The sequence below is a fragment of the Pseudomonas sp. D8002 genome (genome assembly GCF_013385695.1).
Taxonomy (GTDB): Bacteria; Pseudomonadota; Gammaproteobacteria; order Pseudomonadales; family Pseudomonadaceae; genus Aquipseudomonas.
Window position 1 is genome coordinate 1 of sequence record NZ_JACAPM010000030.1, and the last position, 22,085, is coordinate 22,085.

A 22,085-nucleotide genomic window follows, 5' to 3' on the forward strand; every position below is an offset into this window, starting at 1 on the left:
AAATAACGGATATACACCCAAACCCCAGCCATAAAAAAAGGCACGACCCTCACAGGTCGCACCTTCTTCACAAGCCCAAGAGCTGTCAGCTACCCAAAGCCTTGGAAGCCAACCAGAACAACCCGGCCGAAAGGCCCACAGTCGCCGGCAGCGTCAACACCCAAGCCATCAGAATGGTCTTGACGGTGCCACCTTGCAGCCCGCTCTTGTTAGCCACCATGGTCCCCGCCACACCCGAAGACAACACATGGGTCGTGGAAACCGGCAAGCTGAAGATATTGGCCAGGCCAATCATGCTGGCCGTGGTGATCTGCGCCGACATACCCTGGGCATACGTCATGCCCTGCTTGCCGATCTTCTCACCAATGGTCAGCACCACACGCTTCCAGCCCACCATGGTGCCCAGGCCCAAGGCCAGTGCCACCGCCAGGATCACCCAGAACGGCGCGTACTCGGTGGTCGCCGTCAGGTCCTTGCGCAACTTGTCCAGGTCCGACTTCTCACGCGCATCCAGGCCTGGCAACTTGCCCACCTTCTTCGCGGTGTCATCCAGGCACAACAGATAACGACGCACTTCAATCCGGTGCTCGGCGGTCAACGAATGGTAGTCAGAGACACCTTTCAAGGTCCCCAGCAGGGCGTTGATCGTCGGTTCAGTCTGCTGCGGATTGCACTGGAACTTGCCCGGCAAATCGTCTTTCACGCTTTTGCCCAGGGCCAGGAACTCACCGAGGGTTTCGTGATTGCGCTGGTAGAACTGATTCAAGTGCAGCGTGGCGTCGCGGGTGCGCTCGATCTGGTAAGTGGTGCTGCCCAGGTCCAGCACGAACTGCGCCGGCACGATACCGATCAGTACCAGCATGATCAGGCCAATACCTTTCTGCCCGTCGTTGGAGCCGTGCACGAAGCTCACGGCCATCGCCGAAATCACCAGGACCAGGCGGTTCCAGAACGGCGGGTGCTTCTTGTCGTCGAGCTTGCGGCGCTGGTCCGGTGTCTTGTGCATCTTCGACAGCGGGCGCCACCATTTCAGGCCCAGCAGCACCAGGGCGGCTACCACGAAACCAGCCATCGGCGAGAACACCAGCGAAGCGCCGATATCGATCGCTTTCTGCCAGTTGACGCCGTCAGCCAGGGGAATGTCGTTGATCAGGGCGTTGGCCAGGCCGACACCGAGGATCGAACCGATCAGGGTGTGGGAACTGGACGCCGGGATCCCGAAATACCAGGTGCCGAGGTTCCAGGTGATCGCCGCTGCCAATAATGAGAAGACCATGGCCAGACCGTGGCCGGTGTTCACATTGATCAGCAACTCCACCGGCAGCAGGTGCACGATGGCATACGCAACACCGACCCCACCGAGCAACACGCCGAGGAAGTTGAACACCCCGGAGAAGAACACGGCCAGATGCGGAGGCATGGCTTTGGTATAGATGACTGTGGCAACCGCGTTAGCGGTGTCATGAAAGCCATTGATGAACTCGAAGGCGAGGACAAAGGCCAGGGCGAGCAACAGGCTCACTAGAACCCAAGCATCCAGTCCGCTGAATAAATCGATCATGAAGGTTTTCTGACCCGGTCGTAAGGGGGCGCGATTATGCCAGAAAACATCGGTAATCAATGCACTAGCTGCTCATCGGTAACATTCTTCAACGAAAAAAAATGGGGGGGAGGCGTGCATCCCGGTGTTTTCGGGGCTTTGGCAAGTGATTGATTTATATGGAGGATCCATCAAATTCGCGGGATAAAGCGCCGGAAGGGAATAACTGAAACAATCGTATGAAATTTCGCTAAGGCCACATAACGGGCTTCCCTCCACCAGCGTGGTACTGGCAGAGAGATGGCACCTTTGGAAGCTCAACCCGAAACGCTTATGGCTCTTCGGCTTTGAGGTCCTGTTCAATCTTTTGGATTTCCTGGGCAAAGGCCTGGTCGAGCAGGCTGGCTCGTTTGCGCCATGGCTTGCGTTCAGGTTCTGGCTGGGCGGCGTAGGTGGTGACTTCCCCGCCGTAAACATCCTTGTAACGTTGTTCCTGGCGCTCAAGTTCCGCGCGCAGTTCGTCTTTCGTCACATTGTTACCTAATTGAGTTGAGTTTGATTCCGGCGAAACGCGATGCCGGGAAGTCGCCCCCGGTATACCGTCAATCTGAAGATCAGCGTGGAAAGGTATACAGGAAAAACCACTTCTTTATTGCACGCGGCCACGATACCGGAGAAGAGCAGTTGTCGTAGCAACAGTTTTCTTGTCACAGCCACAAGCAGTTGGCAGGCATTCGAAATGTGTGTCAGGTACTTGCGGCGGAGCCTGCACGCAGCCGGTGCACGACTGGGTGAAATCTATCCTCGGGGTCAGGCGAGGCTGGCTCCTGCACAGGATGCATTATAGCCACGCGCTTGAATAACACTATCGCCAACAAGTTAAAAATCGTCAACTTTGTGTGAGGGTTTTGTTACGCAGGTGTGTGGGGTATTTGCTGAACTATTGGCGCCATAAATCGTGCAATGTTCTACAGGCGTTAATCAACCTTAACTTCTCTCGTACATCAGTCGATTCTGAAAGGCACTCAAATGGATGTAGAGGGGTTCCGGCACCGGTCGGCGGTGACAAATTGCGATAATCGAATGACCGTCCGATAATCGCCCAATGTTGGTTGCCCTGCCTTGTGCAGCCATTGCACGGCGGCTTGTAATAGCGGTCACCCTCCCGCAGCGGTTAAAAATAAGAGAAAGGACCCCAAATGAACGATCAATTGCGCAACTCCTTCGCATCAGTGGCGCCGCCGATCGTTGCGTCACCGGCCAAGCGCATCCAGGCGTTTACCGGTGATCCGGATTTCATGACCTCCCTGGCACGCGGCCTGGCCGTGGTGCAGGCATTCCAGGAGCGCAAGCGCCACCTGACCATCGCCCAGATCAGCCACCGCACGGAAATCCCCCGCGCTGCCGTACGCCGTTGCCTGCATACCCTGATCAAACTCGGCTACGCCACCACCGACGGGCGTACCTATTCGCTGTTGCCCAAGGTGCTGACCCTCGGCCACGCTTACCTGTCGTCCACGCCCCTGGCCGTTTCGGCGCAGCCTTACCTGGACCGCATGAGCGAGCAGCTCCACGAGGCGTGCAACATGGCAACCCTGGAAGGTGATGACATCCTCTACATTGCCCGCTCCGCCACCACCCAACGCCTGATTTCCGTCGACCTTTCCGTGGGCGGCCGTCTCCCGGCCTACTGCACCTCCATGGGCCGTATCCTGCTGGCGGCGCTGGATGACGCCTCGCTGCAGGACTACCTCGACCACGCCGACCTGCAAACCAAGACCAGCCGCACCCTCACCACCCCGCAAGCCTTGCTCGAATGCCTGCAGGAAGTGCGGCAGCAGGGCTGGTGCATTGTCGACCAGGAACTGGAGCAAGGGCTGCGTTCCATCGCCGTGCCGGTGTACGACGCTTCGGGCCAGGTCCTGGCGGCACTGAACGTCAGCACCCATGCCGGGCGGGTCAGCCGCAGCGAGCTGGAGCAGCGTTTCCTGCCGAGCATGCTCAGTGCCAGCCAGGAGCTGAGTGCGCAGCTGTTTGCGTAAGCTGTTCGGTGACCGCACAGATCCCGGCTGGATGAATTGACGGTGTTTCCCAAGGCTTATTAATGTGCGGCAGCGCTTCAAGGCGCCGCCCCAATAATAATGACGACTCAAGGTCGTTCGCCCGCCCATCGGTGTGGAAATAAAAATAATGAATCAGCCTTCACCTGCTGTCGGTACTTGCCTGGACGTTCAGTCCTTCATCAACGCCCAGCCGCTGTCGCGGTATCAGTGGCGAGTGGTGATCCTGTGTTTTCTCATCGTCTTCCTCGACGGCCTCGACACCGCCGCCATGGGCTTTATCGCCCCGGCGCTGTCCCAGGACTGGGGCATCGACCGCGCCAGCCTCGGCCCGGTGATGAGCGCCGCGTTGATCGGCATGGTCTTCGGCGCCCTGGGCTCCGGCCCACTCGCCGACCGCTTCGGGCGCAAGGTGGTGCTGGTGGGGGCGGTGCTGGTGTTTGGGGCCTTCAGCCTGGCCTCGGCCTACAGCAGCAACGTCGATCAACTGCTGATCCTGCGCTTCCTCACCGGTCTCGGCCTGGGCGCCGGCATGCCGAACGCCACGACACTGCTCTCCGAATACACCCCGGAACGCCATAAGTCGCTGCTGGTGACCAGCATGTTCTGCGGCTTCAACCTGGGCATGGCCGGTGGCGGGTTTATCTCGGCCAAGCTGATCCCGGCGTATGGCTGGCACAGCCTGCTGATGATCGGCGGCCTGTTGCCGCTGATCCTCGCGGTGGTGCTGCTGTTCTGGCTGCCGGAGTCGGCGCGTTACCTGGTGGTGCGCAATCGCGGCACCGACAAGGTGCGCAAGACCCTGGCGCCTATCGAGCCGGGCATCGTCGCCCAGGCCTCGAGCTTCAGCGTGCCCGAACAGAAAACCGTCAAGGCGCGCAACGTGTTCGCGGTGATCTTCTCCGGCACCTACAGCGCCGGCACCTTGCTGTTGTGGCTGACGTATTTCATGGGCCTGGTGATTGTTTACCTGCTGACCAGTTGGCTGCCGACCCTGATGCGCGACAGCGGCGCCAGCATGGAACAGGCCGCGTTTATCGGTGCGTTGTTCCAGTTTGGCGGCGTATTGAGTGCGGTCGGCGTGGGCTGGGCGATGGACCGGTTCAATCCCCACAAGGTCATCGGTACCTTCTACCTGCTGGCCGGGGTGTTTGCCTACGCGGTGGGGCAGAGCCTGGGCAATATCACGCTGCTGGCGACTCTGGTGTTGATTGCCGGCATGTGTGTCAACGGTGCGCAGTCGGCGATGCCGTCGCTGGCCGCACGTTTCTACCCGACCCAGGGCCGCGCCACGGGCGTGTCGTGGATGCTCGGCATCGGCCGCTTTGGCGCGATCCTCGGGGCGTGGATGGGCGCGACCTTGCTGGGCCTGGGCTGGAACTTCGAACAGGTGCTGACCGCCCTGGTGATCCCGGCGGCATTGGCCACCACCGCGGTGGTGATCAAGGGCATGGTCAGCCATGCCGACGCTACCTGAAACGGACCGATAGCAAGACAACAATCCGTTCGATAATCGAACACTCAGTCGATTATCGGATTGTTTGGCCCCGACCCCCGGCTTAATCTTCAAGCACTTCGGCGCTGCCTCCAGCGCCTTTTTCGATCGATACCGGGAGCCCACCCCATGGCTGAAATCCTTTCGCTGGCTGATGCGGTAAAGCAGTTCGTGAATGACGGCGACACCGTTGCACTCGAAGGCTTTACTCACCTGATCCCTACGGCGGCAGGTCATGAAATCATTCGTCAGGGCAAGAAAGACCTGACGCTGGTGCGCATGACGCCTGACCTGATCTACGACCAGTTGATCGGCGCCGGCTGTGCACGCAAGCTGATTTTCTCCTGGGGCGGCAACCCGGGCGTGGGTTCACTGCATCGCCTGCGGGACGCCGTTGAAAAGCAATGGCCGCAACCGCTGGAGATCGAAGAGCACAGCCACGCCGACCTGGCCAATGCCTACGTCGCCGGTGCCTCCGGCCTGCCATTCGCGGTGTTGCGCGCCTACGCCGGCTCCGATCTGCCCAAGGTCAACCCGCTGATCAAGACCGTGACCTGCCCCTTCACCGGTGAAGTACTGGCGGCCGTGCCGTCGGTGCGCCCGGACATCACCGTGATCCACGCGCAAAAGGCTGACCGCAAGGGCAACGTGCTGCTGTGGGGCATCCTCGGGGTGCAGAAGGAAGCGGCCCTGGCGGCCAAGCGCTGCATCGTTACCGTTGAAGAAATCGTCGACGACCTCAACGCGCCGATGAACGCCTGCGTGCTGCCGACCTGGGCCCTGACTGCCGTGTGCCATGTGCCGGGTGGCGCGCATCCGTCCTACGCTCACGGTTACACCGAACGTGACAACCGTTTCTACCAGGCCTGGGACCCCATCGCCCGGGACCGTGAGACGTTTACTGCGTGGATCAACGAATACATCCACGGCACCGCCAATTTCAGTGAATTCCAGGCCAAGCTGGCCACCGCGCAGGAGGCCAAATAATGGCTTACTCGACCAACGAAATGATGACCGTCGCCGCCGCGCGCCGCCTGAAGAACGGTTCGGTGTGTTTCGTCGGCATCGGCCTTCCCTCCAAGGCTGCCAACCTGGCGCGCCTGACGTCGTCGCCGGATGTGGTGCTGATCTACGAGTCCGGCCCGATTGGCGCCAAGCCTTCGGTGCTGCCGCTGTCCATCGGTGACGGCGAGCTGGCTGAAACCGCTGACACCGTGGTGCCGACCGGTGAGATTTTTCGCTACTGGCTGCAGGGCGGGCGCATTGACGTCGGCTTCCTCGGCGCGGCCCAGGTCGACCGTTTCGGCAATATCAACACCACCGTGGTCGGTGACTACCACCAGCCCAAAGTGCGCCTGCCAGGTGCCGGTGGCGCACCGGAGATCGCCGGCTCCGCGAAGAGCGTGCTGATCATCCTCAAGCAGTCGGCCCGCTCGTTTGTCGACAAGCTGGACTTCATCACCTCGGTCGGCCACGGCGAAGGCGGTGACTCGCGCAAACGCCTGGGTCTGCCAGGCGCCGGTCCTGTAGGGATTATTACCGACCTGTGCATCATGGAGCCGGAGGAGGGCAGCCACGAATTTGTCGTCACCGCCCTGCACCCCGGCGTGACCCGTGAGCAAGTAGTGGCCGCCACCGGTTGGGCGATTCGTTTTGCCGACCAGGTGACCACCAGCGCCGAACCCACCGAGATTGAACTGACTGCCCTGCGCGACCTTGAGGCACGCACCGCTGCCGCCCACGGCCAAGCCCCCGGAGAAGCCTGATGCGCGACGTATTTATCTGTGACGCCATTCGTACCCCCATCGGCCGTTTTGGCGGTGGCTTGTCCACCGTGCGCGCCGATGACCTGGCGGCACTGCCGATCAAGGCGCTGATGGAACGCAACCCATCGGTGGACTGGAGCGCGGTGGACGAAGTGTTCCTCGGCTGCGCCAACCAGGCCGGCGAAGACAACCGCAACGTGGCGCGCATGGCGGCATTGCTGGCCGGCCTGCCGGAGAGCATTCCCGGCGTTACCCTGAACCGCCTGTGCGCTTCGGGCATGGACGCGATCGGCACGGCCTTCCGCGCCATCGCCAGCGGCGAGATGGAACTGGCGATTGCCGGTGGCGTCGAGTCGATGTCCCGCGCGCCGTTCGTGATGGGCAAGGCCGATGCGGCGTTCTCGCGCAACATGAAGCTGGAAGACACCACCATCGGCTGGCGCTTTATCAATCCGTTGATGAAGGCCCAGTACGGCGTCGACCCGATGCCGCAAACCGCTGACAACGTGGCCGACGACTATAAAATCTCCCGCGCCGACCAGGACGCCTTCGCCCTGCGCAGCCAGCAACGTACGGCCGCTGCACAGGCCGCCGGTTTCTTCGCCGAAGAAATCGTACCGGTGCGTGTCGCCCACAAAAAAGGCGAAACCGTGGTCGAGCACGACGAGCATCCGCGCGCCGATACCACCCTGGAAGCCCTGACCAAACTCAAGCCGGTCAATGGTCCGGACAAGACCGTCACCGCAGGCAACGCCTCTGGTGTGAACGATGGTGCCGCCGCGCTGATTCTGGCCTCTGCTGAAGCCGTCAAAAAACACGGCCTGACCGCCCGCGCCCGGGTGCTGGGCATGGCCAGCGCCGGTGTGGCGCCGCGTGTGATGGGCATTGGCCCGGTGCCGGCGGTGCGCAAACTGGTGGAACGCCTGGGCCTGGCGGTAACTGATTTCGATGTGATCGAACTCAACGAAGCCTTCGCCAGCCAGGGCCTGGCCGTGCTGCGTGAACTGGGGATTGCCGACGACGCACCGCAGGTCAACCCGAACGGCGGCGCGATTGCCCTTGGCCATCCGCTGGGCATGAGCGGTGCGCGCCTGGTACTGACCGCGCTGCATCAGCTGGAAAAAACCGGTGGCAGCAAAGGCCTGGCGACCATGTGCGTCGGTGTGGGCCAAGGCCTGGCCCTGGCAATCGAACGCGTTTGAGACCCACAAGAATAAAGAGGATTGCTCCATGAGTGACAAGCCCGGATACCGGCGCCCGCAAGCGGGTACTCAGCCTGATTACCTGCACCCGGCCTACCAGTCGACGAACTTGCGTTCGCCGTCCAAGCCGTTGGTGTTCCTGCCCCATTCCCTGTCGGAAATCACCGGCCCGACCATCGGCGCCGAGCGCGTCAACGAGAAGGACAACGACCTGACCGCCCAGCACGAAGGCGAACCCCAGGGCGAACGCATCATCATTCACGGGCGCGTGCTGGATGAAAACGGCCTGCCCGTTCCCGGCATCCTCGTGGAAATCTGGCAGGCCAACGCTGCCGGCCGCTACAACCACAAGCGCGACCAGCACGACGCACCGCTGGACCCGAACTTCACCGGCACCGGGCGTACCGTCACCGACGCCGACGGCTGGTACCAGTTCCAGACCATCAAGCCCGGCGCCTACCCGTGGGGCAACCACCACAACGCGTGGCGCCCGGCGCACATCCACTTCTCGCTGTTCGGCCCGAGTGTGCTGACGCGGTTGGTGACGCAGATGTATTTCCCCGGTGACCCGCTGCTGGCCTATGACCCGATCTACAACTGCGTCCCGGACACGTCCGCCAAGGAGCGCCTGATCGCCTCGTTCGATCTGGAAAAAACCATTCCGCACTATGCCCTCGGCTACCGCTGGGACATCGTCCTGCGCGGCCGCGACGCCACGCCGATGGAGAAATGAGATGAGCCTCAACGCGACTACTTCCCACACCGTCGGGCCGTATTACCACATTGGCCTGACCTGGCTGAACCGCGAAGACCTGACCGTTGCGGCCACCCTCGGCGAGCGCGTGGCGATCACCGGGCAGGTGGTGGATGGCAATGGCGATGTGGTCAACGACGCCATGCTGGAAGTCTGGCAGGCCAATGCGGCCGGCAAGTACGACCATCCCGAGGATGAGCAGGACAAACCGGTGGACCCGAACTTCGAAGGCTTTGGCCGGGTGCCGGTGGACGCTGAAGGGCGTTTTCGCTTTACCACCATCAAGCCGGGCAGTGTGCCGGGGTTGAAGGGCACGACCCAGGCGCCGCACCTGGTGGTGCTGGTGTTTGCCCGTGGGCTGGTGAAGCACCTGCTGACGCGGATTTACTTTGACGGTGAAGCGGCGAATGGGGATGACGCGCTGCTGGCGTGTGTGCCGCAGGAGCGCCGCCGCACGTTGATCGCCAAGGCGGATGCTGCGGGTGTGTATCAGTGGAATGTGATTTTGCAGGGCACAGACGAAGAGACGGTGTTCTTCGATTATTGAGTGGGCTGCGGATCTATCGCAGGCAAGCCAGCTCCCACAGGGGAATGCATTCCAAATGTGGGAGCCGGGCTTGCCCGCGATGAGGCCGGCCCAGGCAACAAATATCCAAAAGTCTGCTTGCGGAACATGGTTGTTGCAAAGTATGTCTAGGCTATAACCGTTCCCACTGAGTGAAAAAACATGACAACAAAAACCAGCCACTACACCGGAGAAGAACGCAGCAAAAGGATTTTTGCGATTGTCGGTGCCTCTTCCGGCAACCTCGTCGAATGGTTCGACTTCTACGTCTATGCCTTCTGCGCCATCTATTTCGCCCCGGCGTTTTTCCCGTCGGACGACCCCACCGTGCAACTGCTCAACACCGCCGGCGTGTTCGCCGCCGGCTTCCTGATGCGCCCCATCGGCGGCTGGCTGTTCGGCCGGGTGGCGGATAAACACGGTCGCAAGAATTCCATGATGATCTCGGTGCTGATGATGTGCGCCGGTTCCCTGGTCATCGCCTTTTTGCCCACCTACAAAGACATCGGCGCCTGGGCCCCGGCCCTGCTGTTGGTCGCCCGGTTGTTCCAGGGCCTGTCGGTCGGCGGCGAATACGGCACCACCGCCACCTACATGAGTGAAGTCGCCCTCAAGGGCCAGCGCGGGTTCTTCGCCTCGTTCCAGTACGTGACCCTGATCGGCGGGCAACTGCTGGCGGTGTTGGTGGTGGTGATCCTGCAACAGATCCTCACCGAAGAAGAACTGCGGGCCTGGGGCTGGCGCATTCCGTTTGTGATCGGCGCCATTGCGGCGGTGATCTCGCTGTTGCTGCGTCGCACCCTGAAAGAAACCACCAGCAAGGAAATGCGTGAAGACAAGGACGCCGGCAGCATTGCCGCGCTGTTCCGCGATCACAAGGCGGCGTTTATCACCGTGCTCGGCTACACCGCCGGCGGCTCGCTGATTTTCTACACGTTCACCACCTACATGCAGAAGTACCTGGTGAACACCGCCGGGATGCACGCCAAGACCGCCAGCTACATCATGACCGGCGCGCTGTTCTTCTACATGTGCATGCAGCCGGTGTTCGGCATGCTGGCGGACAAGATTGGCCGCCGTAACTCGATGCTGTGGTTCGGCGCCCTGGGCACGCTGTGCACCGTGCCGATCCTGTTGACCCTGAAAACCGTCAGCAGCCCGTTCCTGGCTTTTGTGCTGATCACCCTGGCCCTGGCCATCGTGAGCTTCTACACCTCCATCAGTGGCCTGGTGAAAGCCGAAATGTTCCCGCCACAAGTACGCGCACTGGGCGTGGGCCTGGCGTATGCGGTGGCGAACGCGATCTTCGGTGGTTCGGCGGAATATGTGGCCTTGGGGCTCAAGTCCATGGGCATGGAGAACACCTTCTACTGGTACGTCACGGCGATGATGGCGGTGGCGTTCCTGTTCAGCTTGCGCCTGCCCAAAGAGGCGGCGTATTTGCACCACGATCTGTAACCGGCTGGCGCGTGCCCGTTGCCGGGTATGCGCCACCTAGGGATGTGTTATGACGATGCGCACGAGCAACCAACTGTTCGACGCCTACTTCACCGCCAACGGCATGGCCGAAGTGTTCTGCGACCAGGGGCGTTTGCAGGGCATGCTGGATTTCGAAGCGGCGCTGGCCCGGGCCGAGGCTCAGGTCGGGTTGATCCCGCAAGCGGCCGTCGCGCCCATTGCCCAGGTCTGCCTGGCCTCTCTCTACGACGTAGATGCCCTCGGCGACGCCATCGCCACCGCAGGCAACTCTGCGATTCCGTTGGTCAAGGCCCTCGGCAAGTTGATCGCCAGCGAAGATGCCGGCGCCGAACGTTATGTGCATCTGGGCGCTACCAGCCAGGATGTGATGGACACCGGCCTGGTGCTGCAACTGCGCAGTGCGGTCGAGCTGATCGAACATGATCTGGCGCGGTTGGGGGACATTCTTGCCGCCCAGGCCCAGCGTTACGGGACAACTCCTTTGGCGGGCCGGACCTGGCTGCAGCATGCAACGCCGGTCACGCTGGGCATGAAGATCGCCGGTTGGCTCGGCGCAGTCACCCGCAACCGGCAACGTCTCAGTGAGCTCAAGCCGCGTTTGCTGGTGCTGCAATTTGGCGGTGCTTCCGGAACCCTGGCGGCCCTCGGCGAACAGGCGATGCCGGTGGCGCAAGCACTGGCCGCCGAGTTGCAGTTGGGCCTGCCGGAGCAACCCTGGCACACCCAGCGCGACCGCCTGGTGGAGTTTGCCTCGGTGCTCGGTTTGATCGCCGGCAGCCTCGGCAAGCTGGGTCGCGACATCAGCCTGCTGATGCAGACCGAAGCGGCGGAAGTGTTTGAGCCGTCGGCCCCCGGCAAGGGCGGCTCTTCGACCATGCCCCACAAGCGCAACCCGGTGGGCGCTGCCGTGCTGATCAGCGCTGCCACGCGAGTGCCCGGCCTGGTGGCAACGATGTTCAGCGCGATGCCCCAGGAACACGAACGCAGCCTGGGCCTGTGGCACGCCGAATGGGAAACCCTGCCGGAGATTTGCCGGCTGGTATCCGGTGCGTTGCATCAGGCGCTGCTGGTCAGCGAAGGCCTGGAAGTCGACCCCCGGCGCATGGTCCAAAACCTTGATCTGACCCAGGGCCTGGTACTGGCCGAAGCGGTCAGCATCGTCCTCGCCCAGCGCCTGGGCCGCGAAACCGCGCACCATCTGCTGGAACAATGCTGCAAACGCGCCGTCGCCGACGGGCGCCACCTGCGCGCGGTGCTGGGGGATGAACCCCAAGTGACTGCCGAGCTTTCGGCGGCCGAACTCGATCGCCTGCTGGACCCGGCGCACTACCTGGGCCAGGCGCACACCTGGGTCACCCGGGCCGTGGCCGAACATTTTGCTTTGACTGCCTGAGGAGGCTGCTGTGGGATTTGTACAACTCGCCGATGGCGAACTGAACTACCAACTCGATGGCCCCGAAGATGCACCGGTACTGGTGCTGTCCAACTCCCTGGGCACCGACCTGCATATGTGGGACATCCAGATCGAGGCGTTCACCCAGTACTTCCGGGTGCTGCGTTTCGACACCCGGGGCCATGGCAAGTCGCTGGTCACCGAAGGCCCCTACAGCATCGAGCAGTTGGGCCGTGACGTGTTGGCGCTGCTGGATGCGTTGCAGATCGAGCGCGCGCATTTCTGCGGGTTGTCCATGGGCGGCCTGATCGGCCAGTGGCTGGGGATCAACGCGGGTGAGCGTTTGCGCCGGCTGGTGGTGTGCAACACCGCCGCGAAGATCGGCACGCCCGAGATCTGGAACCCACGCATCGAGATGGTCCTGCGCGACGGTGCGGCCGCGATGGTTGCCCTGCGTGATGCGTCAATTGCCCGCTGGTTCACCGCAGACTTCGCCGAGGCTCATCCTGACCAGGCCAAGCTGATCACCGATATGCTGGCGGCGACTGATCCCCAGGGTTATGCCGCAAACTGCGCGGCCGTGCGCGACGCGGATTTCCGCGAGCAACTGGCGTCGATCAAGGTGCCGACCCTGGTGATCGCAGGCAGCGAAGATGCGGTGACGCCGCCGGCGGGTGGGCACTTTATCCAGGCGCATGTGCAGGGCGCCGAGTATGCCGAGTTCTATGCCGCGCACTTGTCCAACGTGCAAGCCGGTGCGGCGTTCAGCGACCGTGTGCTGGAATTTCTGCTATCGCGCTGAGTATCGCTGAACCCTGTGGCGAGGGAGCTTGCTCCCGTTGGGCTGCGTAGCAGCCCCTGAGCAGCCGCAACCCAACTATTTGTAAAACCCTGCAGCGGCCTCACTGGGGTCGCTGCGCGACCCAACGGGAGCAAGCTCCCTCGCCACAGGTATGTGCCTGTCGTCACCGTTGCATGAGGAGCGTTTTGTGGACGAGAAACAACGTTATGCCGAAGGCCTGCAAGTGCGCCGCGAAGTGCTGGGCGACGCCCACGTCGACCGCAGCCTCAACGCCCTGACCGAGTTCAACAGCGAGTTCCAGGAAATGATCACCCGCCACGCCTGGGGTGATATCTGGACCCGCCCGGGGCTGCCGCGGCATACCCGCAGCCTGATCACCATCGCCATGCTCATCGGCATGAACCGCAGCGAAGAGCTGAAGCTGCACCTGCGCGCCGCCGCGAGCAACGGTGTGACCCGCGCCGAGATCAAGGAAGTGCTGATGCAGAGCGCGATCTATTGCGGGATTCCGGCGGCGAATGCGACGTTTCACTTGGCCGAGTCGGTGTGGGATGAGTTGGGGGTAGAGTCGCGCGCCTAGTGCGAGTCAGCGTCCCACACCCAATTCCACACACCTGGCAGGTGCACCACTTCGTCGGCGCTTTTTACCGTGCGGGCCATGGCGGCTCGCTGCAAGGTTGCCCGGTCGGTGTAGAAAGGCTGTGTGGCGAGGGGCACGCCATTGATATGGGCGCTGTCCAGCAGGATTTGCAGGTATTCCTTCAAGTGCCAGGCGGTGTAGCGGTTGATATCGTGGAAGGTCACCACCACCGGGATCACGCCGTCCACCGTCGGTAATTCGCCTTTGGCGATGCGCTCACGCACCACCGAGAGTTGGCGTATCAGGTTTTCCCGTCGACGCGGGCTGCCGTTGAACACCCATATCACCCCATCGTTTGCACTCAGGTCGGTCAGCAACACATGCATGCCGTGTTGCTGATAGGCGGCGAAGGTGCGCTTGTCGTAGTTCCAGAACGGCGGGCGTACCAGTGTGGGCGGTTGGCCGGTGATGGAGGTGAGGGTCGATGAACCCAGGCTGAGGTAGTGCTCCAGTTCAGCCGGATTCTGCAAGCGATGGTTGCTGTGCCACGGGGTCGCGGTGTGGAAGCCCAGGATATGGCCGGCCGCGTATTCGCGCTCCATGGTCTTGTAGCCCCGCGGGTTGCCGCCGGAGCGGGGCGCCTCGGTCTGCAGGAAGAACACCGCCTTGATCCCCGGCTGTATCGGGTTGTTCGCCAGGTCCGCCATCACCGAACGGCTGGGGTTCATGAAGCCCGAGGCGCTGGGGCCGTCATCGAAGGTCAGCAAAAAACGGATCGGCGCCTCGGTTTTCAGGCGTTGTTCGGTTTGCGGTGTCAGCGCCAGAGGCGGGCCGATGCAACCGCTGAGGCTCAGGGCCAGGGCTAGTGCGGCCGATACGGTGGCGAAGTGTTTCATGGCGGACTCGAATGACATTGGCTGCTGGGGCGGGTCATCCATGACACGCGCGCACCATACAACAAGACTGTCGAGGCTTTACAGCAGGCTTATCGGGTAACTGACGATCAACCGGTTTTCATCAAACTCGTTGTTGTTGTAGTCCCGGCGCATGCTGGAGTTACGCCAGCGCACATTGAGATTCTTCAGCGCTCCGCTCTGCACCACGTAGGCCACTTCACTTTCCCGTCCCCATTCCTTGCCATCGGTCACCGTGCCGCTGTGTACGTTGCTGCCGCTGATGTAGCGGTTCATCAGCGTGAGGCCCGGAATACCCAGGGCGGCGAAGTTATAGTCATGGCGTACCTGCCAGGATTTTTCCTGGGCGTTGTCGTAGCTGGCGTTGTAGCTGTCGTTGGCCAGGGTGCCGCCGCTGGTGCCGTTGACGCGCATCCAGGCGCTGTTGCCGGTGAGTTTTTGCAGGCCGACGTAGAACGTGTTGCCGCCGTATCGGGCCGAGAACAGTCCGGACCAGGTCTTGTTGTCGAGGTCACCGGCGCGGGCGCTGCCGTCGTCCTTGCCATAGAAGAACCCGAGGTTGGCGCCCAGGGTCCAGTCGCCCACCGGTTGGCTGTGGATCAGGTTGAGGTATTGCTGGCTGTAGATGTCCTTGAGTTGGGCGTTCCACACACCGATCTGGGTGCGTTTGTCGTTGAAGGCGTATTCGCCGCCCTGGAAGTTGAAGCGGTCGGAGGTGAACGCGGTTTTCCCGAACATGGACATGTCGGTCATGCTGCTGTCGTCCCGTGGGCTGTTGGCGCGGAACTGGCCGCCGTACAGGGTCAGGCCGTCGATTTCCTTGGAGGTGATTTGCCCGCCGCGCAGGGTTTGCGGGAGCGAGCGGCCATCGTCCGAACGCAGGATCGGCAGCACCGGCATCCATTCGCCGACTTTCACTTCTGTCTTTGAAACCCGTGCCTTGAACGCCACGCCCAGACGCCCGAATTCATCCGCCGGACGGCCATCGTGGTCCAGCGGCAACAGCTGAGTGCCACCCGTGCCGCGCCCGCCATCGAGCTTCAATGAGTACAGGCCCAGTACATCCACGCCGAAACCGACGGTGCCCTGGGTGAAGCCGGATTTGGCGTCGAGGATGAAACTTTGCGTCCACTCCTGTGCGCCGCCCTGGGTCTTGCTGGGGTTGGTGTAGTTGCGGTTGAAGAAGAAATTACGCAGGTTTAGGTTGGCGCTGGCGTCTTCCAGGAAGCCGTGTTCTTCAGCGACAACGGGGAGGGCAATGCTGGCGACAGCGGTTGCCAGCAAAAGCCGGCGCGGGTCGAAAGTGCTCATGGTGTCAGACCTGTTGTTATTGGGGTTATGCAGGTGGCGGCCATGGTGCGGGGCGGTGCGGGGGCGATGAAAGTGGGGGAGAGCGGGTTGTGGGCGATGATCGAACGTAAAGTCATGGGCGTAAAAAAACCGCTTCCTGGGCGGGAAGCGGTTTTTGTTTACTGCGCCACTATCAGAACAACTTCAAGGGCGGTGCTTCTTCTTTCAACGGTTCGTTCTTCGCGGTCTGTTCGTTCCAGCCACCACCGAGGGCCTTGTACAGGTTGACCTCGCTGTTGAGCTGCGCCAGACGGTCGGTGATCAGCGATTGCTGGGCACTGAACAGTTGGCGCTGGGCGTCGAGGAACGTCAGGTTGCTGTCGACACCAATACGGTAGCGACGCTCGGCCAGGCGGTAGTAATCCTGGTTGGCCGCGACGAAGCCACGTTGGGCGTCCAGTTGCTGCTTGTAGGTCTCACGGGCGGCGAGGCCGTCGGAGACTTCCTGGAAGCCGGTCTGGATGGCTTTCTCGTAGTTGGCGACGTTGATCTCTTTCTGGATTTTCGAGTAATCCAGGCTGGCGCGCAGGCTGCCGGCGTTGAAGATCGGGATGTTGATCTGCGGTGCAAACGACCAGGTACCCGAACCGCCCTTGAACAGGCCGCCCAGGGTCGGGCTCGCGGTGCCGGCGCTGGCGGTCAGGGTGATGCTCGGGAAGAACGCAGCGCGTGCCGCACCGATGTTGGCGTTGGCCGCCTTGAGGTTGTACTCGGCCTGCAGGATGTCGGGACGACGTTGCAGCAGGTCCGATGGCAGGCCGGCCGGTACTTCGCTCAACAGGTCATCAGCCAATGGCCGGCTGACGATGTTCGCCGGCAGGCCGGTACCCAGCAGCAGGGTCAGGTTGTTTTCGTCCTGGGCCACCTGGCGGGTATAACGCGCCAGTGCAACCCGGGCGTTTTCCACCGAGGTACGGGCCTGGCTCAGGTCCAGGGCCGAAGCCACGCCGACTTCATTGCTGCGCGAGGTCAGTTTGAAGCTCTGCTCGTACGCGCCCAGGGTGTCCTGGGTGAGCTTGAGCAGCTCCTTGTCGGCCTGCCAGGTCAGGTAGGCGTTGGCCACGCTGGCCACCAGGCTGATCTGGGTGGTGCGACGCGCTTCTTCGGTCGCGAAGTATTGTTGCAGCGCTTGTTCGCTCAGGCTGCGTACGCGGCCGAACAGGTCCAGCTCATAAGAACTGATCCCGAGGCCCGCCGAGTATTGGCTGGTGATGCCCGCTTCGCCGGTCTGCGACAGCTTGGCCGGGGTGCGCGTACGGCTGCCGCTGCCCGTGGCCGAAACCGCCGGGAACAGGTCGGCGCGCTGGATCTGGTACTGCGCGGCATACGCATCGATGTTCAGGGCCGCGACACGCAGGTCGCGGTTGTTCGCCAGGGCGGTCTGGATCAGCTGTTGCAGGGCAGGGTCATGGAAAAACTGCTTCCAGCCCTGCTCGGCAGCTGCCTGGCCCGGCGCCTGGGCCGACGAATACGCCGGCCCCTGCGGGAACTGCGCGGCTACCGGCGCTTCAGGGCGCTGGTAGTCCGGGATCAGCGAGCAGCCACTGAGCACGAATGCCGTGACAGCTAAGGAAAGTAGCGACTTGCTCATTGGCCAGCCTCTTTAGGAGTTTGCTTGGGTTCAGTCTTTTTACGCTCGCCAGCGGAGGACACGGTTGCGAAGAACAGGGGTACCCAGAAGATCGCGAGGACCGTGGCGGTGATCATACCGCCAATTACGCCCGTACCGATGGCGTGCTGGCTACCTGAGCCGGCACCGGTGGAAATTGCCAGGGGCAGTACGCCGAGCATGAACGCCATGGACGTCATGATGATCGGTCGCAGACGCATGCGGGATGCCTCGATGGCCGACTCGACAATGCCTTTGCCCTGCTCGTGGAGCTCCTTGGCGAACTCCACGATCAGGATGGCGTTTTTCGCTGCCAGACCCACCGTCACCAACAGGCCCACCTGGAAGAACACGTCGTTGGACAGTCCCCGCAGGCTGGTGGCGATCAACGCACCGATCACACCCAGCGGTACAACCAGAATCACCGCAATCGGGATCGACCAGCTTTCGTACAGTGCCGCGAGGCAGAGGAACACCACCAGCAGCGACAGGGCGTACAGCGCAGGTGCCTGGGAGCCGGACAGACGTTCTTCGTACGACAGGCCGGTCCAGGAGTAACCAACGCCAGCCGGCAGGTCCTTGGCAATGCGTTCGACTTCCGCCATCGCATCACCGGTACTGTAGCCAGGTGCCGGGGTACCGAGGATTTCCATCGCCGCTACACCGTTATAGCGCGAGAGTTTCGGCGAACCGAAGATCCACTTGCCCGAAGAGATGGCCGACAGCGGCACCATCTTCCCGGACGTGCTGCGCACGTACCATTTGCTCAGGTCTTCCGGAGACATCCGGCTGGCGGCGTCACCCTGTACATACACCTTCTTCACACGACCACGGTCGATGAAGTCGTTGATGTAGCTGCCACCCAAGGCGATTGCCAGGGTCTGCTGGATGTCTGCCAGGCTGATGCCCTGGGCACTGGCCTTCTCGTCGTCAACGGTCAGCTCGTACTGCGGCTCATCGTTCACGCCGTTGGGGCGCACGCCCGCCAGGATCTTGCTTTGTGCCGCGGCACCCAGGAACTGGTTACGCGCATCCATCAGCTTCTGGTGGCCGACGCCGCCCTGGTCTTGCAGGAACACGTCGAAACCGGTGGCGTTACCCAGTTCGAGTACCGAAGGTGGCACCACGGCAAATACCATGGCGTCCTTGAAGGCCCCGAAGAAGTAACCCTGGGCACGCTTGGCAACCTCAAATACCGACTGGCTCGAGTCACGCTCGTCCCACGGCTTGAGCATCACGAACGCGAGGCCCGAGCTCTGGCCACGACCGGCGAAGTTGAAGCCGTTCACGGTAAACACCGATTTGACAGCCTTGCCTTCGCCTGGCTCGCCTTCCTTGTCGTTCAACAGGTAGGCGCGCATATCGTCGATGACTTTCTGCGTACGTTCAGCCGAAGAACCCACCGGCGTTTGTACCTGGGCAAAGATCACGCCCTGGTCTTCCTCTGGGAGGAACGCGCTTGGAATGCGGGTGAACATCCAGATCATGCCGGCAAGGATCAGGGCATAGACCACGAACGCCGGGAACTTGTGCTTGATCATGTTACCGACGCCGCGCTCGTAGCTCAGTACGCCACGGTCGAAGGTACGGTTGAACCAGCCGAAGAAGCCGCGCTTGGGTTGGCCGTGTTTTTCCGGGTCAATCGGCTTGAGCATGGTGGCGCACAAGGCCGGGGTGAAGACCAGGGCAACCAGTACCGACAGCGCCATCGCCGAAACGATAGTGATGGAGAACTGGCGGTAGATCACACCGGTGGAACCACCGAAGAACGCCATTGGCAACAATACCGCCGACAGCACCAGGGCGATACCCACCAGGGCCCCCTGGATCTGGCCCATGGACTTGACCGTCGCCTCCTTGGGCGACAAGTGCTCCTCGGCCATTACCCGCTCGACGTTCTCCACCACAACGATGGCATCGTCCACCAGCAAGCCGATGGCCAGGATCATGCCGAACATGGTCAGGGTGTTGATGGTGAAGCCGAACGCAGCGAGGATCCCGAAGGTACCCAGCAATACCACCGGTACGGTCATGGTGGTGATGATGGTGGCGCGGAAGTTCTGCAGGAACAGGAACATCACCAGGAACACCAGCACGATCGCTTCGACCAGGGTGTGAACCACACCGGAGATCGATTCGGTCACAACCGGCGTGGTGTCATACGGCACCACAGCCTTCATGCCAGGCGGGAAGAACGGTTCGAGGGACGCAACCGTCTCGCGAATCGCCTTGGCGGTGTCCAGTGCGTTGGCACCGGCTGCCAGCTTGATCGCCATACCGGAAGCCGGCTTGCCGTTGAACTGTGCGCTTATGCTGTAGTTCTGGCCGCCCAGTTCGATACGCGAAACGTCACCCAGGCGAACCTGGGAACCGTCGGTATTGACCTTCATCAGGATATTGCCGAACGCTTCAGTGGTTTGCAGACGCGTCTTGCCGATGATGGTGGCGTTCAACTGAGTGCCGGGCAGGGCAGGCAGGCCGCCGAGTTGGCCGGTGGCCACCTGGACGTTCTGCGCCTGGATGGCGTTGCTGACATCCACGGGCGTCAGCTGGTAGTTGTTCAGCTTGGCCGGGTCGAGCCAGATACGCATGGCGTACTGGGAACCGAACACCTGGAAGTCGCCCACACCGGCGGTCCGGGAAATCGGGTCCTGGATGTTGGAAACGATGTAGTTGGAAAGGTCATCCTTGGTCATGCTGCCGTCTTCCGACACCAGACCGATCACCATCAGGAAGTTCTTCACCGACTTGGTAACGCGGATACCCTGCTGCTGTACTTCTTGTGGCAGCAGCGGGGTCGCCAGGTTGAGCTTGTTCTGTACCTGAACCTGGGCGATGTCCGGGTTGGTACCCTGGTTGAACGTCGCGGTGATGGTCATGCTGCCGTCGGAGTTACTGTCCGAGGCGACATAACGCAGGTTGTCGATACCGTTGAGCTGTTGTTCGATCACCTGCACCACGGTGTCCTGCACGGTTTGTGCAGACGCGCCCGGGTAGGTCACCTGGATATCAATGGCGGTTGGCGCGATGGCCGGGTACTGGTTGATGGGCAACTTCAGGATCGACAGTGCCCCGACCAGCATGATCACCAGGGCAATTACCCAGGCGAAAATGGGACGGTCGATAAAAAATTTCGACATGAATTACTCCCCTTGACCAGCAGCGGCAGCAGGAGCAGCAGCGGAACCGGCGGGTTTGGCGTTATCAGCGTCCTTGACCTTGACTTCGATGCCCGGCTTGATGAATTGCAGGCCTTCGGTGATCACACGGTCACCGGCGTTCAGGCCTTTTTCCACCAGCCAGTAGGCGCCGGTAGTACGGTTGGCCACCAGTACACGTTGCTCGACCTTGTTGTCCTTGTTCACCACCAGCGCGGTCGGGATGCCCTTCAGGTCGCGGGTCACGCCTTGCTGTGGTGCCAGGATGGCCTTGCTGTTCACACCGGCTTGCAACTGCGCGTGGACGAACATGCCCGGCAGCAGGGTGTGGTCAGGGTTCGGGAACACGGCCCGCAGGGTCACGGAACCGGTGGTTTCGTCGACCGAGACTTCGGAGAATTCCAGCTTGCCTTCCACGCCGTAGGCGGTGCCGTCTTCCAGGGTCAGCTTGACCTTGGCCGCGTTTTCGCCGGCTTTTTCCAGTTGGCCGCTTTCCAGGTCACGACGCAGTTTCAGCATCTCGGCAGAGGACTGCGTGACGTCGACGTAGATCGGGTCCAGTTGCTGGATCACTGCCATGGCGTCGGTCTGGCCGTTGCTGACCAGCGCGCCTTCGGTGACCGAAGAGCGACCGATCCGCCCGGAGATCGGGGCAAACACCTTGGTGTAGCGCACGTTGATCTGGGCCGTTTGCACGTTGGCTTCAGAGGTCATGCGGTTGGACACGGCGGTGTCGTATTCCTGGCGGCTGACGGCCTGCTCATCGACCAACTGCTTGTAGCGATCGGCAATCGATTTGGTCTGGGCGAGGTTGGCCTGGGCGCTTTTCAGCGAGGCGTCATACACCGACGGATCGATCTGATAGAGCTGCTGGCCTTCCTTGACGTCGCCCCCTTCCTTGAACAGACGCTTGAGAATGATGCCGTTGACCTGAGGGCGAACCTCGGCAATGCGGTAGGCCGTGGTGCGGCCTGGCAGCTCGGATGTCAGGGTAAAGGCTTGAGGTTGAATAGTGACCACGCCGACCTGAGGGGTTTGAGCGGGCGGAGCCGCTTCTTCCTTTTTACATCCGCTGAGCAGCGATGCCAGGGCGACGGCAGTAACCAGGGCGGTAACAGCTGGCTTAAGTTGCATGAAGATCCTCGGGTCAGGCGCGCAGAGTGCGCACAAGAAGTGTGGAAGGGTAAAAAACAGGCACTGAGTGGATAAGTAGCTTGCTACGCAATATACTTACGTTCATGGTTGTTTGTAAACTCTTGACAGGCTTCGCGGAATGTTGACAAAGCAGCGTCCAAAGCCTCGATTCTAGTACGTTCGGCGCCCTTGACGGCGTCGTCCCACAATTATTCAGATGGTCGTTAGCGGCGGTTGAGTCTGCGTTACCGATCACCCCAAGTCTCCTGATTGAGGTTTTACTG

At 61.7% G+C, this 22,085-nt stretch carries 18 protein-coding genes; 11 read left to right on the forward strand and 7 right to left on the reverse strand.

Annotation, left to right across the window (positions count from 1 at the left end; translation table 11 throughout):
* Window positions 1-85 precede the first annotated feature (85 nt).
* On the reverse strand, window positions 86-1,561 hold the full coding sequence (locus HX807_RS16990) for an inorganic phosphate transporter (protein WP_177050519.1): 1,476 nt from the start codon (window positions 1,559-1,561) through the stop codon (window positions 86-88).
* A 310-nt stretch (window positions 1,562-1,871) separates the two neighbouring features.
* Window positions 1,872-2,072, reverse strand: a complete 201-nt coding sequence (locus tag HX807_RS16995) for a hypothetical protein (protein WP_003219834.1) — start codon at window positions 2,070-2,072, stop codon at window positions 1,872-1,874.
* Between the two features lie 667 nt (window positions 2,073-2,739).
* On the opposite strand from HX807_RS16995, the gene pcaR reads away from it, so the two are divergent.
* From pcaR to pcaC, 11 genes are all read left to right on the forward strand, one after another.
* On the forward strand, window positions 2,740-3,582 hold the full coding sequence (gene pcaR / locus HX807_RS17000) for a pca regulon transcriptional regulator PcaR (protein ID WP_003219833.1): 843 nt from the start codon (window positions 2,740-2,742) through the stop codon (window positions 3,580-3,582).
* Between the two features lie 148 nt (window positions 3,583-3,730).
* A complete protein-coding gene (locus HX807_RS17005; protein ID WP_003219832.1) occupies window positions 3,731-5,077 on the forward strand; it encodes an MFS transporter in 1,347 nt (448 codons plus the stop codon).
* Window positions 5,078-5,224: 147 nt separating this feature from the next.
* Window positions 5,225-6,082 (forward strand): CoA transferase subunit A, encoded by an 858-nt coding sequence (locus HX807_RS17010; protein ID WP_003219830.1) that lies wholly within the window; start codon window positions 5,225-5,227, stop codon window positions 6,080-6,082.
* Window positions 6,079-6,861: a CoA-transferase subunit beta gene (locus HX807_RS17015; protein ID WP_172834582.1), complete on the forward strand. Its 783-nt coding sequence runs from the start codon at window positions 6,079-6,081 to the stop codon at window positions 6,859-6,861. The genes HX807_RS17010 and HX807_RS17015 overlap by 4 nt, the downstream gene beginning before the upstream one ends.
* On the forward strand, window positions 6,858-8,063 hold the full coding sequence (gene pcaF, locus HX807_RS17020) for a 3-oxoadipyl-CoA thiolase (RefSeq protein ID WP_177050527.1): 1,206 nt from the start codon (window positions 6,858-6,860) through the stop codon (window positions 8,061-8,063). The genes HX807_RS17015 and pcaF overlap by 4 nt, the downstream gene beginning before the upstream one ends.
* Window positions 8,064-8,091: 28 nt before the next feature.
* On the forward strand, window positions 8,092-8,796 hold the full coding sequence (pcaH, locus tag HX807_RS17025) for a protocatechuate 3,4-dioxygenase subunit beta (protein WP_003219824.1): 705 nt from the start codon (window positions 8,092-8,094) through the stop codon (window positions 8,794-8,796).
* A gap of 1 nt (window position 8,797) precedes the next feature.
* Window positions 8,798-9,364 carry a protocatechuate 3,4-dioxygenase subunit alpha gene (gene pcaG, locus HX807_RS17030; protein ID WP_003219820.1) on the forward strand — a complete coding sequence of 189 codons (567 nt, stop codon included), beginning with the start codon at window positions 8,798-8,800 and terminating at the stop codon, window positions 9,362-9,364.
* A gap of 180 nt (window positions 9,365-9,544) precedes the next feature.
* Window positions 9,545-10,840, forward strand: a complete 1,296-nt coding sequence (locus tag HX807_RS17035; RefSeq protein ID WP_003219818.1) for an MFS family transporter — start codon at window positions 9,545-9,547, stop codon at window positions 10,838-10,840.
* A 49-nt stretch (window positions 10,841-10,889) separates the two neighbouring features.
* Window positions 10,890-12,254 (forward strand): 3-carboxy-cis,cis-muconate cycloisomerase, encoded by a 1,365-nt coding sequence (locus tag HX807_RS17040; RefSeq protein WP_177050521.1) that lies wholly within the window; start codon window positions 10,890-10,892, stop codon window positions 12,252-12,254.
* 10 nt (window positions 12,255-12,264) lie between these two features.
* Window positions 12,265-13,056, forward strand: coding sequence for a 3-oxoadipate enol-lactonase (pcaD, locus tag HX807_RS17045; RefSeq protein ID WP_003219815.1), 792 nt, complete (start codon window positions 12,265-12,267; stop codon window positions 13,054-13,056).
* Window positions 13,057-13,243: 187 nt separating this feature from the next.
* Complete coding sequence (gene pcaC / locus HX807_RS17050; RefSeq protein ID WP_003219813.1) at window positions 13,244-13,636, forward strand: 4-carboxymuconolactone decarboxylase; 393 nt, start codon at window positions 13,244-13,246, stop codon at window positions 13,634-13,636.
* On the opposite strand, the gene HX807_RS17055 is transcribed toward pcaC, so the two are convergent.
* The 5 genes from HX807_RS17055 to HX807_RS17075 form a co-directional block, all read right to left on the reverse strand.
* Complete coding sequence (locus HX807_RS17055; RefSeq protein WP_166742188.1) at window positions 13,633-14,532, reverse strand: polysaccharide deacetylase family protein; 900 nt, start codon at window positions 14,530-14,532, stop codon at window positions 13,633-13,635. The two genes, pcaC and HX807_RS17055, sit on opposite strands and share 4 nt — an antisense overlap.
* 78 nt (window positions 14,533-14,610) lie before the next feature.
* The gene (locus HX807_RS17060) at window positions 14,611-15,861 is read right to left on the reverse strand and encodes an OprD family porin (protein WP_008431143.1); all 1,251 of its coding nucleotides are present in this window, start codon (window positions 15,859-15,861) and stop codon (window positions 14,611-14,613) included.
* Window positions 15,862-16,033: 172 nt separating this feature from the next.
* Window positions 16,034-17,491 carry an AdeC/AdeK/OprM family multidrug efflux complex outer membrane factor gene (adeC, locus tag HX807_RS17065; RefSeq protein ID WP_177050523.1) on the reverse strand — a complete coding sequence of 486 codons (1,458 nt, stop codon included), beginning with the start codon at window positions 17,489-17,491 and terminating at the stop codon, window positions 16,034-16,036.
* Window positions 17,488-20,649, reverse strand: a complete 3,162-nt coding sequence (locus HX807_RS17070) for an efflux RND transporter permease subunit (RefSeq protein ID WP_177021339.1) — start codon at window positions 20,647-20,649, stop codon at window positions 17,488-17,490. The genes adeC and HX807_RS17070 overlap by 4 nt, the downstream gene beginning before the upstream one ends.
* Window positions 20,650-20,652: 3 nt before the next feature.
* Complete coding sequence (locus tag HX807_RS17075; protein ID WP_003219800.1) at window positions 20,653-21,801, reverse strand: efflux RND transporter periplasmic adaptor subunit; 1,149 nt, start codon at window positions 21,799-21,801, stop codon at window positions 20,653-20,655.
* Between the last annotated feature and the right edge of the window lie 284 nt (window positions 21,802-22,085).

Coding starts and splice junctions, on each gene's coding strand:
- HX807_RS16990 (WP_177050519.1), bottom strand. CDS start 1,561: ATGATCGATTTATTCAGCGGACTGGATGCTTGGGTTCTAGTGAGCCTG.
- pcaR (WP_003219833.1), top strand. CDS start 2,740: ATGAACGATCAATTGCGCAACTCCTTCGCATCAGTGGCGCCGCCGATC.
- HX807_RS17005 (WP_003219832.1), top strand. CDS start 3,731: ATGAATCAGCCTTCACCTGCTGTCGGTACTTGCCTGGACGTTCAGTCC.
- HX807_RS17010 (WP_003219830.1), top strand. CDS start 5,225: ATGGCTGAAATCCTTTCGCTGGCTGATGCGGTAAAGCAGTTCGTGAAT.
- pcaH (WP_003219824.1), top strand. CDS start 8,092: ATGAGTGACAAGCCCGGATACCGGCGCCCGCAAGCGGGTACTCAGCCT.
- pcaG (WP_003219820.1), top strand. CDS start 8,798: ATGAGCCTCAACGCGACTACTTCCCACACCGTCGGGCCGTATTACCAC.
- HX807_RS17035 (WP_003219818.1), top strand. CDS start 9,545: ATGACAACAAAAACCAGCCACTACACCGGAGAAGAACGCAGCAAAAGG.
- HX807_RS17040 (WP_177050521.1), top strand. CDS start 10,890: ATGACGATGCGCACGAGCAACCAACTGTTCGACGCCTACTTCACCGCC.
- HX807_RS17055 (WP_166742188.1), bottom strand. CDS start 14,532: ATGAAACACTTCGCCACCGTATCGGCCGCACTAGCCCTGGCCCTGAGC.
- HX807_RS17060 (WP_008431143.1), bottom strand. CDS start 15,861: ATGAGCACTTTCGACCCGCGCCGGCTTTTGCTGGCAACCGCTGTCGCC.
- adeC (WP_177050523.1), bottom strand. CDS start 17,491: ATGAGCAAGTCGCTACTTTCCTTAGCTGTCACGGCATTCGTGCTCAGT.
- HX807_RS17070 (WP_177021339.1), bottom strand. CDS start 20,649: ATGTCGAAATTTTTTATCGACCGTCCCATTTTCGCCTGGGTAATTGCC.
- HX807_RS17075 (WP_003219800.1), bottom strand. CDS start 21,801: ATGCAACTTAAGCCAGCTGTTACCGCCCTGGTTACTGCCGTCGCCCTG.